Source organism: Thiohalomonas denitrificans, assembly GCF_016841685.1.
Taxonomy (GTDB): domain Bacteria; phylum Pseudomonadota; class Gammaproteobacteria; order Thiohalomonadales; family Thiohalomonadaceae; genus Thiohalomonas; species Thiohalomonas denitrificans_A.
Genome location: NZ_JAENYR010000077.1, coordinates 1 through 16,626, shown reverse-complemented (window position 1 = coordinate 16,626; position 16,626 = coordinate 1). Strand labels below are relative to the sequence as shown.

The 16,626-nt window shown below is 59.8% G+C and carries 17 protein-coding genes and 2 pseudogenes; 9 read left to right on the top strand and 10 right to left on the bottom strand.

What is annotated here, in order from left to right:
* Nucleotides 1–409: 409 nt before the first annotated feature.
* The 3 genes from Q7L05_RS14180 to Q7L05_RS14170 form a co-directional block, all read right to left on the bottom strand.
* The gene (locus Q7L05_RS14180; protein ID WP_303908011.1) at nt 410–1,261 is read right to left on the bottom strand and encodes a universal stress protein; all 852 of its coding nucleotides are present in this window, start codon (nt 1,259–1,261) and stop codon (nt 410–412) included.
* A gap of 205 nt (nt 1,262–1,466) precedes the next feature.
* On the bottom strand, nt 1,467–2,945 hold the full coding sequence (locus tag Q7L05_RS14175) for a SulP family inorganic anion transporter (RefSeq protein WP_303908007.1): 1,479 nt from the start codon (nt 2,943–2,945) through the stop codon (nt 1,467–1,469).
* A gap of 500 nt (nt 2,946–3,445) precedes the next feature.
* Nucleotides 3,446–4,189 (bottom strand): glutathione peroxidase, encoded by a 744-nt coding sequence (locus Q7L05_RS14170; protein WP_303908004.1) that lies wholly within the window; start codon nt 4,187–4,189, stop codon nt 3,446–3,448.
* Between the two features lie 200 nt (nt 4,190–4,389).
* Here Q7L05_RS14170 and Q7L05_RS14165 point away from each other — a divergent pair, with 200 nt between their 5' ends.
* Nucleotides 4,390–5,424: a COX15/CtaA family protein gene (locus Q7L05_RS14165; protein WP_303908001.1), complete on the top strand. Its 1,035-nt coding sequence runs from the start codon at nt 4,390–4,392 to the stop codon at nt 5,422–5,424.
* 173 nt (nt 5,425–5,597) lie between these two features.
* Here the strand turns inward: Q7L05_RS14165 and tnpA are convergent.
* Nucleotides 5,598–5,930: pseudogene (gene tnpA, locus Q7L05_RS14160) on the bottom strand (IS200/IS605 family transposase); the annotation flags it as partial.
* Nucleotides 5,931–6,109: 179 nt separating this feature from the next.
* Here tnpA and Q7L05_RS14155 point away from each other — a divergent pair.
* From Q7L05_RS14155 to Q7L05_RS14140, 5 genes and pseudogenes are all read left to right on the top strand, one after another.
* Nucleotides 6,110–6,358: a hypothetical protein gene (locus Q7L05_RS14155; protein WP_303907998.1), complete on the top strand. Its 249-nt coding sequence runs from the start codon at nt 6,110–6,112 to the stop codon at nt 6,356–6,358.
* Between the two features lie 79 nt (nt 6,359–6,437).
* Nucleotides 6,438–6,659: pseudogene (locus tag Q7L05_RS17535) on the top strand (hypothetical protein); the annotation flags it as partial.
* A gap of 260 nt (nt 6,660–6,919) precedes the next feature.
* Nucleotides 6,920–7,720, top strand: a complete 801-nt coding sequence (locus Q7L05_RS14150) for a hypothetical protein (protein ID WP_303907996.1) — start codon at nt 6,920–6,922, stop codon at nt 7,718–7,720.
* Between the two features lie 16 nt (nt 7,721–7,736).
* Nucleotides 7,737–8,513 (top strand): hypothetical protein, encoded by a 777-nt coding sequence (locus tag Q7L05_RS14145; RefSeq protein WP_303907993.1) that lies wholly within the window; start codon nt 7,737–7,739, stop codon nt 8,511–8,513.
* A gap of 144 nt (nt 8,514–8,657) precedes the next feature.
* Entirely contained in the window at nt 8,658–9,080 is a 423-nt protein-coding gene (locus Q7L05_RS14140; RefSeq protein ID WP_303907990.1) for a fibronectin type III domain-containing protein, read from the top strand.
* A 63-nt stretch (nt 9,081–9,143) separates the two neighbouring features.
* Here the strand turns inward: Q7L05_RS14140 and Q7L05_RS14135 are convergent, their stop codons facing one another.
* Both Q7L05_RS14135 and Q7L05_RS14130 read right to left on the bottom strand, forming a co-directional pair.
* The gene (locus Q7L05_RS14135) at nt 9,144–9,443 is read right to left on the bottom strand and encodes an EF-hand domain-containing protein (RefSeq protein ID WP_303907987.1); all 300 of its coding nucleotides are present in this window, start codon (nt 9,441–9,443) and stop codon (nt 9,144–9,146) included.
* Nucleotides 9,444–9,559: 116 nt separating this feature from the next.
* Complete coding sequence (locus tag Q7L05_RS14130; RefSeq protein WP_303907984.1) at nt 9,560–10,009, bottom strand: glycine zipper 2TM domain-containing protein; 450 nt, start codon at nt 10,007–10,009, stop codon at nt 9,560–9,562.
* 146 nt (nt 10,010–10,155) lie between these two features.
* Between Q7L05_RS14130 and Q7L05_RS14125 the strand changes: the two genes are divergently transcribed.
* A complete protein-coding gene (locus tag Q7L05_RS14125; RefSeq protein ID WP_303907981.1) occupies nt 10,156–10,614 on the top strand; it encodes a hypothetical protein in 459 nt (152 codons plus the stop codon).
* Here the strand turns inward: Q7L05_RS14125 and Q7L05_RS14120 are convergent.
* From Q7L05_RS14120 to Q7L05_RS14110, 3 genes are all read right to left on the bottom strand, one after another.
* Nucleotides 10,611–11,048 carry a glutaredoxin family protein gene (locus Q7L05_RS14120; protein WP_303907979.1) on the bottom strand — a complete coding sequence of 146 codons (438 nt, stop codon included), beginning with the start codon at nt 11,046–11,048 and terminating at the stop codon, nt 10,611–10,613. The two genes, Q7L05_RS14125 and Q7L05_RS14120, sit on opposite strands and share 4 nt — an antisense overlap.
* A 189-nt stretch (nt 11,049–11,237) precedes the next feature.
* Nucleotides 11,238–11,741 (bottom strand): outer membrane beta-barrel protein, encoded by a 504-nt coding sequence (locus Q7L05_RS14115; protein WP_303907976.1) that lies wholly within the window; start codon nt 11,739–11,741, stop codon nt 11,238–11,240.
* A gap of 221 nt (nt 11,742–11,962) precedes the next feature.
* Complete coding sequence (locus Q7L05_RS14110; protein ID WP_303907973.1) at nt 11,963–14,464, bottom strand: NAD-dependent epimerase/dehydratase family protein; 2,502 nt, start codon at nt 14,462–14,464, stop codon at nt 11,963–11,965.
* Nucleotides 14,465–14,603: 139 nt separating this feature from the next.
* On the opposite strand from Q7L05_RS14110, the gene Q7L05_RS14105 reads away from it, so the two are divergent.
* Nucleotides 14,604–14,966 (top strand): DUF6164 family protein, encoded by a 363-nt coding sequence (locus Q7L05_RS14105; protein ID WP_303907971.1) that lies wholly within the window; start codon nt 14,604–14,606, stop codon nt 14,964–14,966.
* 72 nt (nt 14,967–15,038) lie between these two features.
* Nucleotides 15,039–15,305, top strand: a complete 267-nt coding sequence (locus Q7L05_RS14100; protein ID WP_303907968.1) for a hypothetical protein — start codon at nt 15,039–15,041, stop codon at nt 15,303–15,305.
* A gap of 15 nt (nt 15,306–15,320) precedes the next feature.
* On the opposite strand, the gene Q7L05_RS14095 is transcribed toward Q7L05_RS14100, so the two are convergent.
* Nucleotides 15,321–16,490 carry an alpha/beta hydrolase family protein gene (locus tag Q7L05_RS14095; protein WP_303907965.1) on the bottom strand — a complete coding sequence of 390 codons (1,170 nt, stop codon included), beginning with the start codon at nt 16,488–16,490 and terminating at the stop codon, nt 15,321–15,323.
* Between the last annotated feature and the right edge of the window lie 136 nt (nt 16,491–16,626).

Sequence of the window (16,626 nt, the reverse complement as noted above, 5' to 3'; positions counted from 1 at the left end):
GGGTTTTGGGAGCAGGAGATTACTTCGTCGCCGGGGCTCCTCGTAATGACAGCGGAGGGAAGTTCTTCAGGAGGAGCCCCAGCGCGCGGCAATCTGTTGTTTCAACAGCGCACGGTTTCGGCTAGCAGCGGTATCTCCGGCTGCGGCCTGAGACCCTGTAGCCCTCCGACGGGCTCTTGAAGAACTCAACGATTCACCTCCTTTAATTTCGGAACCACGGGGAACACGGAGCGCACGGGGAGAAAGAACCATGCCCCGTGTACCCCGTGGTTACCCGTTCTTCACCAATTCGGGGCTGCGTAGCGGCGGGTGAGGCTCGCAAAGACAGCGGGGGCAAGTTCTTCAGAGTCAGTGCCAAAAAAGAGCAACCATGAGGGGCAGTTACGCCCCAGGCGCTAATGGAGTGGTATCAGCGCAGCAACAGTACCGGTACGTTGGCGCTGTGCACCACACTGGTAGTGGTGCTGCCGACCAGGAATTGGCGGATCCGCGAGTGCCCGTAGGCACCCATGATCAGCATATCGATATCGTGCTCCTTGCGGTATTCACAAAGTACGGTTTCGACCTCACCGGCCAGAATCGTGAAGGGAGCCTCAAAGCCTTCGGCTTCCAGGGTCTGGCAGGCCCAATCGAGCTGTGTGTATGCATCGTCCGTCGCCGCTCCCACCATCACCAGGTGACAGGGGAGACCACGGAACAATGGACTGGACGCGACCATTTCGACACCTTTGCGGGTCGTGGCGCTACCGTCAAACGCGATCATCACGCTCCTTGGCTCCTGGAAAATGGGCGTTGTGACCAGAATAGGGCGGTGCATGGTACGCACGACGTTTTCCAGATGGCTCCCGATGTGTTCACCGAGACTGTCGCCAGCCCGGCCCTGTTTGCCGATCACCAGGAGACGGATTTCCTCTTCCATCTCGATCAGGGTCTCGACCAGATCCCCGTGGCGCTGGCGCGTAGCGGGATCGGCAACGCCGTCTTCAATCGCCCTATCACGGGCCGCTTCCAACATCACCCGGCCCTGCTCCAGGGCAAGCTTTCCGCGTTTCTCATCCAGTTCGGCCAACTCTTCCAGCAGCGCTTCACGACTACCCAGCCCTATATTGCCACTGAGATTGCTTTGCGCCGGATACTCGGACTTGTCCAGTACGTGCAGGAATACCAGTGGCGCCTCCATGCGCAGGCTGGCCCAGGCCGCGTAGTCACAGACTGCGGGTGATGCGCTGGAACCGTCGATACAGGCGGTAACGTTGGTCATGATCATTGGTCTCCGTGAAGCTGAATAGCATCGCCCCGGGCTGTCTGCCGCCGATGAGTTGTAGATGCCGATCAAAACTTTTGAATCGTTGTACCATCCCATGGCCGGCAATAGAACCCACCTAATGACCACCTGGAGGGTCAACGCATACTCACAGGTTCCCTGCCGGCACCGCCACTCCTACAGGGGGATGACGCAAGTTTCGTTAGTGCCCCATCAATTCGTCCACCGCCTCGGGCTTGTCATGCACGGCAAAGCGGTCGACGATGGTGGCACTCGCCTTGTTGAGTCCGATGATCAGCACTTCCGTACCCTCGCGGCGGAACTTGATAACCACTTTATCGAGGGCACCGACGGCGGTGATATCCCAGAAGTGCGCCTGATTGACGTCGATGACCACTTTTTCGATAGCTTCCTTGAAGTCGAAGAACTCGACGAACTTGTCCGCTGATGCGAAAAAGACCTGGCCGACCACTCGGTAGGTACGGCGGCTGCCGTCCTCACTCAACCCGCTTTTTACATACTTGAACTGCCCGACCTTGTTGGCGAAGAACAAAGAGGCCAACAGCACTCCGACAAAAACGCCATAGGCGAGATTGTGGGTACCGACCACAACTGCCACGGTGGCGAGCATGACGATGCTGGTACTGGGCGGATGCTTCTTCAGATTGCGCAGTGATTCCCAGCTAAAGGTGCCGATGGCCACCATGATCATCACCGCGACCAATGCTGCCATGGGGATCTGCGAAACCCATTCGCCCATGAATACCACCATCAGCAACAGCACCGCACCGGCGGCAAAGGTGGAGAGCCGGCCACGGCCTCCCGACTTCACGTTGATTACCGACTGGCCGATCATCGCGCAGCCGGCCATCCCGCCCAGCAGCCCCGAGCCGATGTTGGCGATGCCCTGCCCCTTGCATTCACGGTTCTTGTCACTGGAGGTGTCCGTCAGGTCATCGATGATGGTGGCGGTCATCATGGACTCCAGCAGGCCGACCACGGCCAGGGAGAGGGAGTAGGGAAAGATGATGCTCAGGGTCTCGAACGTGAGCGGCACGTCGGGCCACAGGAACACCGGCAGGGTATCCGGCAACTCACCCATGTCCCCCACCGTCCGAATCTCCAGATCCAGAAACAGGGCAATGGCGGTCAGCACCACGATGGTCACCAGCGGCGACGGAATGCTCTTGGTGATGTAGGGGAAGAGATAGATGATGCCCAGCCCGGCGGCGGTCATGGCATACACATGCCAGGTCACATTGGTCAGCTCCGGCAGCTGCGCCATGAAGATGAGGATCGCCAGGGCATTGACGAAGCCGGTCACCACCGAACGCGAAACGAAGCGCATCAGCGAACCGAGCTTCAGATAGCCGGCACCGATCTGCAGCACCCCGGTCAACAGCGTGGCCGCCAGCAGGTATTCCAGCCCGTGCTCTTTTACCAGCGTGACCATCAACAGCGCCATGGCGCCCGTGGCCGCGGAAATCATGCCCGGCCGGCCACCCACAAAGGCGATGACCACGGCGATACAGAAGGAGGCGTAGAGGCCGACCTTGGGATCGACACCGGCGATGATGGAAAAGGCAATCGCTTCCGGGATGAGGGCCAGGGCAACCACCACGCCGGCAAGGATGTCGCCACGGATATTCATCAGCCAGTCTTTTCTGAGCGTCTCGAGCATTGATTGTTTTTTCCAGAGTCCGTGCGGTTCACCATCGCGAGCAAAAAAGGGTCCCGTCCATACCTGCCAACGGGCACAGGACGGATTCCTGACAGCTCTGGTGGGACCGGTGTTCTTGTGTGTTCGAAAATCGAGGGACGTTATGTAACGTAGCGTCATCCCCGTGACCGAAAATGGCCCCGCGTCCGCGGCTGGTACTGCGGATCCGGATCGTTTTCGGTCGGATCGGGCTGAATCGAGGGAATGGATGCCGGCAGGGCATCACCGTGCAGCGGTTCGGCCGGAAGGAGAGTGTGTGCGCTAGGGCGGAGTCATAGGGCGCGCACTATGAGGGTTTTCTAATATTTTGACAAGGTCTTATTCTATAAGGAAAGCTTATGGTTGCTATTCAGGCTGCCCCCGAAGCCTTCAGGCAACTGCAAGTCAGGAGCCGGAAAGGGCCGTGTTTCTGCACGATCCGAAAATACCCGCGGACCGGGGCCGGTCCGCGGTCCTGCCGCTCAGGCCGCTTCGCGGGCACTGAGCCATTCGGCCAGTTCGTCGGAGCCGCCGACGAGCTGCCCGTCAATGAATACCTGGGGCACACTGTCGGCACCGGTGGCTGCACGCACCGCGCGCACCGAGACTGACTCACCGACCGCCACTTCCTCGAACTCCATCCCGCGCTCATGGAGCATTCCCTTGGCCCGGGCGCAGAACGGACAACCGGCACGGGTGAACAGCATCACGTCGTGGGGCTTTTTGGCGTTCGGGTTGATATAGCCGAGCATGGTGTCGGCATCGGAGACCTCGTACGGATCGCCCGGCTTCTCCGGCTCGATAAACATCTTTTCGATCACACCATCCTTCACCAGCATCGAGTAGCGCCAGGAGCGCTTGCCGAAGCCGAGGTCGTCCTTGTCGACCAGCATGCCCATGCCTTCGGTAAACTCACCGTTGCCGTCGGGAAGGAAGGTGATCCGATCCGCCTTCTGCTCCTTGGCCCATTCGTTCATGACGAAGGTGTCGTTGACCGAGATGCAGACCACCTCGTCCACGCCGTTTTCCTTCAACACCGGTGCCAGTTCGTTGTAGCGCGGCACATGCGCCGAAGAGCAGGTAGGGGTGAATGCACCCGGCAGCGAGAACACCACCACTGTCTTCCCTGCAAAAATATCGTGGCTCTTGACGTCCACCCACTCGCCCTGCTGACGAGTTTTGAACGTAACACTGGGTACCCGCTGACCTTCACGATTTTCCAACATGGCTATCTTCCTTTTCGTTTGTACTGGAACTCGGGAAAGAGTATGGATGCCGATTGCCGATTGTGGAAATCGTTTGTCTGGATAGAAATAATAGGCGGCGCCTATGAAGTCCGGGGCGCAGCTCCGTTCTCTGCCAGGAATTTATCGGGCATTCGAACTAGTTTTGGCAGGAAGCCTGCTAACAAGGCAAAGGACCCGCCATGCCATTCGCCACCCTCCCGAAGACCTTTCGCGCCACGGCTGGAGCGGCGCTGCTGCTCACTCTTTGCGTTTCCATGTTCGGTGCCTACGTGCGGCTCTCCGATGCAGGATCGGGCTGCCCGGACTGGCCAGGCTGCTACGGCAAGGCACTGGTGCCGAACACTACCTCGCTCTATCCCGAGCGGCCCCTTGTCCTTCACAAGGCCCGGAAAGAGATGGTGCACCGTTACGCGGCGGGTACTCTGGGCCTGCTCCTCTTTGGACTGTTTGTCATGTCCCGCAAGCCCGTTCTTGCGTACGCACGCGTCCACACCCGCGCTCTGCTGCTGCTGGTGATTTTTCAGTCCCTGCTGGGGATGTGGACAGTCACACTCCGACTCCACCCGCTGATCGTGATGGGCCACCTGGTCGGTGGTTTTGCAGTCGCGGCACTGCTGTTGATGGTCTGGCTGGAGCCGCGAACAGATCGTCTGCAAGTCGGGCGCGGCACTGTCGCGGCGGCACGCATTGCGCTGGCAGTGGTCGTCATGCAAATCATGCTGGGCGGCTGGACCAGCGCCAACTACGCGGCCACCTCCTGCCCCGATTTTCCCACCTGTCAGGGCGAGTGGTGGCCGCAAATGAACCTCGCCGAGGCGCTCTGGCCTGCCCCGCCGCCTCCAGCCGGTGATTACGAGGGCGGCACCCTCGCAGGTGAGTCGCGCACCACAATTCACTTCATGCACCGGCTCGGCGCCGTGCTGACGCTGCTGCTCGTCGGGGGCCTCGCCTGGCGGATGGTGCGCATGGCGGGAATGGCCAGGGCCTGGGGAGTATGGCTCGGTACCGTGGCTGTGCTGCAATTCGCGGTGGGTGTCGCCAACATCTGGCTGATGTTCCCTGTCGGGATGGCCGTAGCCCATAACGGTGGCGCCGCTCTCTTGCTGTTATCGCTGGTTACGGCCAACCTCCAGCTTGGCTCCATTGCCCGCATTAATCATCACTCATCCAGTTCCCCTTGGCGGGGTCAAGCGGCCATAAAGGAGAACGGCTGAACTTAGCCGCGCAACGTAAAAAGCGGCACTTCCGGTCATCCAACACGGTTCTGCGCGCGGCCGTTACCTAAGTAAAACATCCCCCGGCAAAGCCGGGGGCTTTAATTTGTGAGCCGCTCAAAGCGGCCTAGACGGACCGCTGCGCGGTCCTTGCGCCCCCTAAAGGGGGCAACCTACATCAAATTCATCTGGTCAATCCGGCGGTCTTCTGCCTCCTGGTGCCGGATATAATTCCGAATTACCGCTTCGTCTCGCCCTACCGTCGATACGAAGTAGCCTCGTGCCCAGAAATGCTGTCCCACGAAATTTCTCTTCCTCTCCATATAGAGCCGCGCTATGTGAATCGCGCTCTTGCCTTTGATATACCCGACCACTTGCGACACCGCATACTTCGGCGGGATCGCGATCATCATGTGGACGTGGTCCGGCATAAGGTGCCCTTCTTCGATATGGCTCTCTTTCTGCTGTGCCAGCCGACTCGCTACTTGTCTCATGAGTTCTCCCATTCGTGATGCTTGGCGGCTCACGTTTGGGAGTTCTCACGAGACTTCCGGAATTGTCAAACTTCTACTGCCTCCCCAGCAGAGCTGGGGGGTCTCCCTTTTGGACTAGGATCATAAAGACAAAAAGAAAACCGAGTGCCTATAATGCAGCAGTCTTTGGGAATGGAGGTGTGTGGCATGTCTTGAAAGGATCTCTTTCTATCGGGCTATTGGTTCTTTCCGTGGCCATTTCAGGGTGCATAATCGAAGAGGAAGAAGAAGAGCGGGTGTTCCAAACGGAGCTCAGGCTGATGGACCAGAACAAAAATGAAACGTACCCGTTCTCTTTGGCCGAACCGATCATCTTCGAGATCTCCATAATCAATATCACAGACGATCCCCAGACGCTTACAGCGACAAGTACTCAAGTTCATGAGTTCATGAGTTCATGAGTTCATGAGTTCATGAGTTCATGAGTTCATTGTGGCGCCCACCGGGGAGACACAGCCAATGTAGCACTGGTCTTTCGACAAAGGATTTGCGACGGTTATTACCGAATTGAGCTTCGCCGCTGGAGAGACGAAGACCTACTCGGGGACGTGGTACCAAATCGGCGATAACGGGTGCGCAGTAAATGCTGGCGATTATGTCGCGCAGAGCCTTATGTGGACCACACAGGAGGCCGCCAATGATGCAATTGCTGACGAGACCGAAGCACGGTCGCCTTCGGTCGATCTTAGTATTGAGGAGTGACCCGGTCTGCGACGTAAAGTGATAAACGTTTCCGTACCATCACGTCATTATTGCGTCGCCGCGCTTTCCAGGAGCAGGGATTACTCTGCGATAAACGCTCCCTTGAACACGGTTCACGATCCATTGAAGTGGTACAAAGCCCTTTGAATATTGCCAACGCCTGGATGTATCAAGTTGCCGTGTCCGCCCTTCGCCGTAGTGACTTGATGCGATTCCCGGTTGGTGGTATTTCAATCCATGGGGCAAATGAAGGTTGGAGAATGAAACCGGACGGCTGGACAAGAACAGCTCTGATCGGAGTCCTGGCTGCATTGGTTTCGGCCTGTGAGTTCGATCTCTATATGGGGACCAGTGGGTCGACGGACACCGAGCCATCCGATTGGTGGAAATGCCCGGAACTCCTCGATGGCAGCTGGGCTTTCGGCAGAGTGCCGTACGGTTGCGATGTGGAAGAGTTCGGCAGCACCCGGGTGGTTCGTTCGGATTACAGGGCGTATATCTTCGACGATGAGGAGCCCCGCGACGGAGAACGCATCCGCTATATGGGGGAACTCTACCCATTTCTGGCGGACGAGGCCGCCGCTTACATTCGCAGTCGTCGCCCGGAAGTGAGCGACCTGGAGGTGGAGAATTGGCAGCACGCAGTCTATACCACCGCCCACCAGGAGACCTTCTGGACCCACTACCGAGAGGCGTCGACGTACCGCGGTCGCCTGCTGACTATGGTCCGGGGCGACGCGGGGCACGGCCACGGCCTGATGCAGATCGATGATCGCTACCACACCGACGCCATCGGCTCCGGCAAGGGTTGGCGGCTGGACGACAACCTGATCTATGCCCTGGACATCTATTATGAAGGGTGGCAGCGAGCACCGGGCGAATGGTGTGTCGGCTCCGCCGATCAATGGATGGCGCGCGCCCGCTCCGCCTACTCGGCCTACAATGGCGGACCGGGGGAGATCTGCCGCTGGATGGATTCTACCCACACCTGGGCCCGGAACGACGAGGGCTTTTACGATAAGTACACAGGGAAGGAGTGGGAATACTATGCCTTCAAATGATGAGAATGGGTAAGGAATGCGACGTTTTATTTTGCTGATCGCCGGTGCACTGATCGTGCTTGCGTATTTCGGTTGGCAGTCTGAGCCCGGCTCCGAAACCTCTACAGTGAACTCGGAGCCGGCCGGCAGGGCACCGGCAGCCGAAGCACCGGTCCCTGTAACCGAAATAGACAGGCCGGCCGAGGACTTTTCCGGGGAGGACGGAGAACCGGACGCCCAGGCGCACGAGATCCTCGCCGATATCCGCAATGCGTGGGAGTGCTACAAGGCCCCGAATTGCAGCTTGGGCGAGGACCAGGATCCCCGGGCGGAGTATTTCGAGGCCGGCGAGCGGATAGCAACCGGAATGCGGGCACTCATCGAACAACATCGCACCTACCGTATCGACGACGTTGAGTTGGCCAATGCCGCGCATGAAGTGCTCAAGTACGACAGTGGGCGCGCGCGGGCAGCCGCCATTGAGGCGCTGGACGAGATCCCGCCTGCCGATGAACACCTTGACGCCCTTGTCACAACTCTGGACCAACACCATGACGAAAAGCTGTTCGAGCTCGCCCTGCCCCAGTTGCAGCACTATGCCGCAGCGGGGCACCGCGACGAAGTGGACGCCTTCCTGCAGTCGAATCTACGCTCCGGCGCCCACTTCCCGGCCCGGACCATTGCCCGGGAGCTGGAACCTTTTCTAACCCCGGATAACGTGGCCCGCTACCGTGAGCTAGCCAAAGCGCTGCCCCGAGACAGTCGCCGCGCGGCACTCATGGAGACGCTGGAGGCGTACGAAAATACCCGCTGACCCATCCCGCTCAATCGTAGGGCCGCATCGTTCGCGCCTACAAACCCGCGGCGACAGACGCTCCACCACATTCGGCGGTTCCTGGGCTATGCTTATGGACGACTTTCCGGTTGCCCCCTTTATCGGTCTTCAAAAGGAAACGCTATGCCATCCATCAGATTCGCCTGGGTGTCCTTTGCTGTGTTGCTGTTCGGGACTGTTGTTCTCGGCCTGGGGGCGTGCAGTAAACCCGCTACCGATCAGGAGAGGCCGGAAATCACCAAAAGGGGTGCACAGCTGCATCAGGTCGAGCTCTCCTGGGATCCGCCAACCGCTCGTGCGGATGGTGCCGGCATTACCCCTGAAGAGCTCGGTGGCTACAAAATCTATTACGGCACCTCGCCTGAATCGATGGACCAGGTGATCAAGATAGAGGATAGAAACAAAACGGGGCATGTAATTCATAACCTGGCCCCACGCACCTATTATTTTGCTGTCACTGCCTATGACCGTACCGGCCGGGAGAGCACTATTTCCGAGATCGTTTCAAAAACGATCGAGCCCACTCGGAATAGTCCCGAAAAATAACTTGAGCGTGCTTGGGTCGATCGGATGCCCGGAATGGGCATACCCATTCCGGTTCCCGCAAAATCAGATTGAAGGCTCCCGCTCGGCGGCCTCGATGGATTCCACCAGGATCTCGAAAGCCGCAAATTCCTCTACGGAAATGTGGCCATCCTTGTCCATATCAGCCATCGAGAAATGGGTTTCAAGGGGAGGATTCTGCCCCACTTCTTCCCGATCCAGCACGCCATCGCGATTGGCATCCATCTCTGCAAACGAATGTGCGATCTCTTTCTCCCATTCCGAGAAATCATCCGCTGTCTGAGCCGACAAACTCGCCGCCCCCAGAAGAGCGACAGCCCCGATACCCAGGGAATTCCATTTCATTCACACCTCCGCACGGTTCATCTTGGGACCATCGTAGTAGTGGATTGCAGCGTCGACCGTCCGTACAAATGCCGACAGGCCATCACGGTGAAACCGGCATGGATGCGGTAACGAACTCAGGAGACCATTTCCCAGCTGCCGTCCGGTTGGCGACAGGCAGTGCCGTAGACGGTCTCCTTTTCACCGCCCACGTAGGCTTCCACCCGATATTCACGACAGGGGCCCTGCCGGGTCTCGAAGGTGCGGGTTGGTGTGAACTCATACTCAACGCCGCTATCCGGGTTTCGCCAGGCGGAAGGCACTCCTGTACGAACGTTTTCCAGAGACTGGGCCGCCTTCAGGCGATCCGTATCATCCATGGATTTACCCACAGCGCCCCCGATCGCGGCACCGGCCAGCGTACCGGCGATGATGGCTCCGGTTCTCCCATGGCCGTCCACTTCCCCTCCCAGAAGTCCGCCCAAGGTGCCTCCGATGACCATCCCCGCCTGTTCCCTGGGTCCGTCGGTGGCGCATCCCGAAAGCAGCAGCGGCATGAAGATGAGGGCGAATAGTCTATTACGCATAACGAGCACTCCTTTGCCTAATTCAACGGTAACTATAGAGCCCCTCGGCGCCCGGTGCCCGTGGAAACAAACGGTAGACCAGGTTGCCCTGCACAGATTTCGATGCGAACCTTGCCGGACCTTTTTCACAAAAAGTTATTCATGCCATGAAGCATCTGTCCCGGTTGTTCGTCGTGCTGTTTTCCCTGGCACTGGTCGGCTGCGGTGAATCCTCCTATCCGCCAAACGTCAAGGTGGGCCGCGAACCGGCCAGAGGCTTGAGTCCCACCGACATGGACGACGCCTACCTGGCCGCACTCGCCGACTGGACACGAACTGCCGCGCAGGAGCGCCTGGCAGAGACCTATGAGCGCAACAGGGTTCCGCCGGAAGGGAGGAGAGGCCGGGCGCATGTCGATGCACGCTATGTCGAGACGGGCGGAAAACGACTGGCTGTCGTCGATCTGGCCTACACGGGCAGCCCTGTGCGGGTAGCCCGTGTAGTCGGATTGGAGGGAGATGAGCTGGTCACCGTCAGTTGCACATCGCCCGACGGTGCCCCGATTCAGGTGCTGGATCCCGGGTCTGCCTGCGGGGAGGTAGTGCAGGAGGTCTTTTTTGACTAGTCCGGCTGGTTCGAAAAACCTGGCTGGGTGTCGGTAAAATCGACCTCGGACCCGAATCGTCCTTCGAGATAGTCGATGATATCGGAGGACTCGTACATCCAGCGAACGCTTCCGTCCTCCTGGACGATCCTCAGACACGGCACCTTGATCTCACCGCCTCCGGTCAACAGCTCGTCGCGACTGACCGGGTCATGCTGCGCATTCCGCAACTCGATATTCAGCGCCAGACGCCGGATGGCATGCCGCGTTTTAATGCAAAAGGGACAGGTCTTGAATTGATACAGCGTCAAAGCCCGGGTTTGCCTGTCCACGTACTCCTGTTCAGGTTCCGGACGCTTAACGGGCGTCGGCGCTGCTACGCGATCGACGAGGAGCACGATAGGGGTAAGAAACGGGCGCAGGGTTCGGAAAAAGAGACGAATCAGGATTCTCATCGGTTACCTTCAAATTGAAACTGGAGTTGGAACTGGCAGATAGCTTACCAATTCACTCAGATAATGCCAGTGAATGCGTAACCCGTACGGGAGCCTCTGCACTCGACGGCCGTTTGTCGCCAACCGTTTCTGAGCGGGCCGATGCCCCGTCGGTAGAGACGGGGCAATCAGACTGATGCGTCAGGACAATTAGAAATCGTACGTGGCCGAGACGGAGAAGAGATCGATATCGGCATCATCGACATCGTAGAAGCGTTCATACTCGGCCCGCACTCCAAACCTTCCATCAAGCTGGTAGTGGCCGCCGAATCCGAGGACCGGGTCTACTCCGGTGTCGTCGAAGTCCAGACCACTGTCCGACGAATCCCAGGCATAAAGGCCCGCCTTTCCGAAGATATCGATGCTCGGGTCCACCGCAAAGCGCGCCAGCCCCGATAACTGAAAGCCGTCAGGCTCGATCGAGCCGAAATCACCAAGGTTCGTGTAGGCGACTTCAGCATCCAGCCACTCCATCGCGCGATAGCCCAGGAAGATTTTGTACCCGGTGTCGTCGTCGTCGAGTCCCGGTTCGTCGACATCGGCCCAGCCAACACCCGCCCCGAGATACAGGCGGCTTTCATCCATCGTCTGCTGTGCCCAAGCCGTTCCCGTTCCGAACACCAGCAACACGGGCAATATCCATTTCTTATCCATACCGGTTCCCTCCAGTTGGTATCCCACGACCGAAGCGTAGCCCAGGAAATTCGAACCCGCAGGGGTCGCTTACCGTATGGGTAACTTGCACCGCAGTTCGGGCCCACGTTTTCTATTTCAGCGCTCGACTGGCAAGTGCTTTACCGTGGGCGCGGCTGTCGAGGACACCCGGCTGACCACGCTGCCACCATACCCGGGCCCTGACGGTTTCCGGACCCACTTCATCGAATCCAGCGATTCCAGTCGGCATAACGGCAATCGATACGCCCTTGGGGCAGGGAGAGGCCGATAAGCACCAACCCGGCGACCGCCGCTGCAGTCGAGCCATAGATTGAGTAGCCGTTAAGGGTGATCGCACCGATGAACGCCCATGTGCCCAGCAGCACATTGGCGTAACGCAGTGACCGCCCCACCTCCGACAGGGCCATGACCGAAAACGCGATCACCAATGCACCGACGATGTGATCGCTATTCGCCGCAGCCGCTTCGGTCTCGAACAGGAGTCGGCTCAGCATCAGGCCGGCGCCGATGACGATGCTTGCAGCGAGCGTCCACGGCATATTGACCTCGCAGACGAACATGTTCCGGATGACCTCGCGCGCGGGCCGTTCAAAGTTGTCGAGGGTATCCATTCCATCACCCTCGCTGACATCCCCGACGAACAGTACCCGCAGGACGGAGCGACCCTTTCTTCGGCGGTCGCGCAAAAACTGCAGGGTGGCCAGGATTTCATCGAAGGCGAAGGGGATCTGAATCAGCATGGCGGCGGCGGCGATCAGGCAGAGCGTACACCAGGTCCCGAGCCATACCGGCTGAATGATGATGAAGAACAGACTGGTGCCACCGAGAGGCACTATCAGGAAGCCGAACAGGAGTACCAGCCACGGCATGGTACGCCAGCGCCGGCGATCACCGATCGCCCCGGTGATGATCTCCAGCGCATAGACCGTCGCCCCGAGCCCGGCGTCTGCCACCGGCCAGGCCTCCGATACCCGGGAAGTGACGATGCGCTCGGTACCTGCGCCGAAAAACGGATCCCACGCCCCGCCGATATGCCCGAGCTGAAAGGAGGCCAGATAACGGGAAATGATCAGCCCGATGAACGCCAGAAAAATAATCGGAATCCGCTGCCCCCAACCGGAGGGGCAGTAATCCCAGCCGGGTGGCATATCCGCCTTGGGAAGCCATGCCGCGACGTTGATACCCGGAGCCGGGGCGACCGCCACGGCAAACAGGATTACCAGGGCACCCACCAGCGTGTCGTTGGCGTAGACCGCGGCGCTGGGGGTCCAGAACAGCAGCGGCGCAAACAGCAGCCACAGACCGAGCCCCGCGGTCAGCCATCGCGCCCAGCCCTTGTCGCGAGAGAGGGAGAAGAGCGCGAAGATGACGATGAGCAGACCGGTAACGATGTCGCTGACAGTCATCCAGGTGTGGGACCAGAGCAGGCCCCGTCCACTGGGGGTGATGGGCTCCACCGTCTCCATCCAGTGCTCCGCCACCCCGAAGATGAACGGGCTGGCCATCAGCCAGAGCCCCAGGCCGGCGTTGGCGAAGTGGGCCCAGAGGGTCTGCAGATGGGCGGTCCGCGAGCGCGCCTCGTGTTCGGCAACGGCCGGCCCGGCGTGCTCGGGCAGCTCGTTCGCATCACTGAGCCAGGGCGGTACGGGAAGATGGTTGCGCTGGTACCAGGTGACCGGGTCCCGCTTCAGGGATTCGAGCATCTTGGGCAGTTCGTCGCGCAAGCGGTGCTGCGGTTCCCACTCCAGCTGCTCCTCTGCACGGCGGATATCGAGTTCGTAGTGATCGTCGGCCAACTCCACCATGAAAGGACGAATGAACGGCTTGATGCCCTGGTCGATGACGTCGGGGACTATCTCCTCCAGCTTGTCCTGTGCCCAGGCCCCGCCGGCCGCTACCGTTTTGGGGATTTCCCTTGTCAGCCAGCCCTGTCCGTGCAGGTGGCGGCCGATCATCTCCTGCAGGGAGGCGTAGCTGTCGGTTTCGGGCTCACCAATAAGGAAGGTGCTCTCATTGGGCAATCGGTCCCGATGCGTCACCGTCTGCCGAAAGGCAAACGCTACGTCGTCGATGTGCACCCCCGCCTGCCCGTGACTGCGATCGCCGGGAAACAGATGGCTCATCCACTGACGCTCATAGATCCGCTGGATCTGATGGGCCAGGGTGGGGATCCCGCCCTGTTCGTTGTAGACACCGGCAATACGCAGGATAACCGCGGGGATCTCATCGTGCTCGGCGCGAACCACCTCCTCGGTTTCCACTTTGGATTGCGGGTAGGCCCACTTCGGCTCCAGCGGAAAATCTTCATCGATGGGAAAGCCCGGACGGGTCGCTGCGTGCACCAGCGTGGAGCTGGAGTAGATAAACTGCTCCACCTGGAAACCCCGCAAGCCACGGAGCAGGCGCCGCGTCCCCTCGACATTCACCTCCCGGTATTTGGGATTCGGTTCGCCGCTAAAATCGAAGTAGGCGGCCAGATGAATCACCGACGCGATACGGGTGCCGAAGCGCTCGCGCAGCGTGGCAAAGGCGCGCGCCATGGCTTCATCGGAGGTGATGTCGACCGTTAGACAGTCAGGCAGGTCGCCGCATTTGCGTTCCAGCCCGACGACGCAATACTCATCACCCAGCGCTTTGGTAATCGCGGTGCCCAGCCTGCCGCCGGCGCCGGTAATGAGCACAATAGGGCGGTCCCGTTCCATGGGAAGACTCTCGCTCGGTCGTAAATGGATGTGTGCCCGCTCCCGAACCGTTCCGGGAAACGGGACGGGCCCTCGTTTGGCCGTTCACTTCGATAGTGTAGTATGCGTCTATCCACGCCCGCTGCCTGCGAATCCGAACATGCCCACGCTGCTTTTCAAGCTACACAATGTTCCCGAAGACGAAGCCGAAGAGGTCCGCGAATTGCTGACCGAACACGGCATCGACTTCTATGAAACCGAAGCGGGACGCTGGGGGATCTCGGTGGCCGGGATCTGGGTAAAGGATGAAAGCCGGGTGGCAACGGCACGGGAACTGGTCGACCGATATCAGCATGAACGGGGGGAACGGGTGAGGGCGGCCTATGAGGCAAAACGGCAGGCCGGCGAGCACGAGACGATGGCCTCACGCTTTATGCACCACCCAATCCAATTTATCCTCTACCTGCTCGGCATCCTGGTCATCTTCTATTTTACGGTCATGCCGTTTCTCGACTGGGGCTAGTGTACTGTTGCATGCTTGGTTGCCAAGCATGCAACAGTACACTGGAAAAACAATAAAAGGGAGGAAAGCACATTGGGCACTAACGACCAATGGTCCGTGGATCCCAGCAACCAGACCGCCTCACACAGCAGTGGACTGACCGTGAAACTCTCCGGCGGAGAGGTGATCGATATCCTCGAAATGCCCAAGGCGATCTCGACCCGCGAACTGCCGGCGCTTCTGCAGGAGGCCGCGACGGTCTACGGTCGGCAGAAGATTTCACCCCCGCCCCGACCTGTAACACCACCACCCACTGCCGGGCCACGCAAGTCGAAGCTCTCGCTGGGCAAGCGAAAATAAGTCCGCCTGCTGTGCTTACGGTTGGGCCGCACGCTGCCGGAGCAGGGAATCGACGGCATGCGCCATTCGGTTCTGATCGAAAATGGAGAGTGCGCTGACATTGACGTGAAGCAGCCCCTCGAGGATAAACAGCTCCGTCTGCCCCTCCGGCAGTGCCTCGGCCAGACGCACGCTCTCGGTAAAGGGAATGATGTCGTCGCGACGGCCATGGACCAGGATGAGGTTTGCCTTGAGGGATGACAGGTCCCGGTTGGCGAGGTCCAGCTCCCGGATCGCCTCGCGGATTGCCAGCGGGAGCTTCCCGATGAGGGCCGGCACCCTGTCCGGATCGTTGTTGGTGACGAACCGATAGACATCCAGCGCCTCACCACTCAGCCCGACCTCCGGTTGCGGACCCGGGCGCCCGGCCAGATGCCAGTTTGCCAGCCGCCGCAGCGTGCGACGGTCATCGGGATCAGCAAGCCGCGAGAGGTTACTGAGTACGAACACCCACTTGCCGTACTCATTGGGGCGACGGTAATGCCACTCGCCCTGCTGCCGGTAATAACCGGTGGTCGCAAAGGTCAATACCTCCTCCAGATCGTAGTAACCACCGACCCCGACCACGAAATCCACCTGGCCCGCCAGATCGGGGCGCCGGGCAGCCAGCAGCACCGGACCCACCGCGTAACTGAACGCGCCCGCACCGATCCGTGGCGGTGAGGGGAAATCCCTGCCTGAAGCGAGGTAGCGAATAGCATCCGTCACATGCTGGATATTGGCCGGCGTGACCTGCAGGCGGCGCAAACCGGGTATGTCCGGCACCAGCACCAGGAAGCGGGCCCGCGCCAGTGTCCTTGCCGTGTTCACCAGCCGGGGGTCGTCCTTGCCCTGCTCCGCCGCACCCGGCATCAACAGGATGCCGGCTTCGGGAACCGGTCCCGGCACATAAAGATCGGCACGATAGCTCTGCTTCTCGCCGGAGAAGGTCACAGTACGCCGTGAGGGCGTTGCGGTGATTTCCTTGAATTCGGTGGGAGCCTGGCCAGCCGCCAAATCCCGGGCCACCAACCGCGCCTCTTTGGGGGCCAGGGTACAGCCGGCAATCAGCGCGGCGACCACAATGACCAGGACCACGCCTGCCGCTCTGGCAGTCGGCACACGTTCCGGCGACCGGCCCGACACCGCACCCTTCATATCGGTCAAGCCGGGATCACCGTGTAGTGGATGGTCATGACCCGAATCCGGCCGTCACGGATAAGATAGGAATCGGCCCCATCCTCTACTCCAGTGTACTGTTGCATGCTTGGCGGTGCTTTCAGCGAGCCGCTGGCCGGCCAGA

Coding starts and splice junctions, on each gene's coding strand:
- Q7L05_RS14120 (WP_303907979.1), bottom strand. CDS start 11,048: ATGAGAATCCTGATTCGTCTCTTTTTCCGAACCCTGCGCCCGTTTCTT.
- Q7L05_RS14105 (WP_303907971.1), top strand. CDS start 14,604: ATGCCCACGCTGCTTTTCAAGCTACACAATGTTCCCGAAGACGAAGCC.
- Q7L05_RS14140 (WP_303907990.1), top strand. CDS start 8,658: ATGCCATCCATCAGATTCGCCTGGGTGTCCTTTGCTGTGTTGCTGTTC.
- Q7L05_RS14150 (WP_303907996.1), top strand. CDS start 6,920: ATGAAACCGGACGGCTGGACAAGAACAGCTCTGATCGGAGTCCTGGCT.
- Q7L05_RS14130 (WP_303907984.1), bottom strand. CDS start 10,009: ATGCGTAATAGACTATTCGCCCTCATCTTCATGCCGCTGCTGCTTTCG.
- Q7L05_RS14125 (WP_303907981.1), top strand. CDS start 10,156: ATGAAGCATCTGTCCCGGTTGTTCGTCGTGCTGTTTTCCCTGGCACTG.
- Q7L05_RS14180 (WP_303908011.1), bottom strand. CDS start 1,261: ATGACCAACGTTACCGCCTGTATCGACGGTTCCAGCGCATCACCCGCA.
- Q7L05_RS14170 (WP_303908004.1), bottom strand. CDS start 4,189: ATGTTGGAAAATCGTGAAGGTCAGCGGGTACCCAGTGTTACGTTCAAA.
- Q7L05_RS14110 (WP_303907973.1), bottom strand. CDS start 14,464: ATGGAACGGGACCGCCCTATTGTGCTCATTACCGGCGCCGGCGGCAGG.
- Q7L05_RS14165 (WP_303908001.1), top strand. CDS start 4,390: ATGCCATTCGCCACCCTCCCGAAGACCTTTCGCGCCACGGCTGGAGCG.
- Q7L05_RS14175 (WP_303908007.1), bottom strand. CDS start 2,945: ATGCTCGAGACGCTCAGAAAAGACTGGCTGATGAATATCCGTGGCGAC.
- Q7L05_RS14145 (WP_303907993.1), top strand. CDS start 7,737: ATGCGACGTTTTATTTTGCTGATCGCCGGTGCACTGATCGTGCTTGCG.
- Q7L05_RS14135 (WP_303907987.1), bottom strand. CDS start 9,443: ATGAAATGGAATTCCCTGGGTATCGGGGCTGTCGCTCTTCTGGGGGCG.
- Q7L05_RS14115 (WP_303907976.1), bottom strand. CDS start 11,741: ATGGATAAGAAATGGATATTGCCCGTGTTGCTGGTGTTCGGAACGGGA.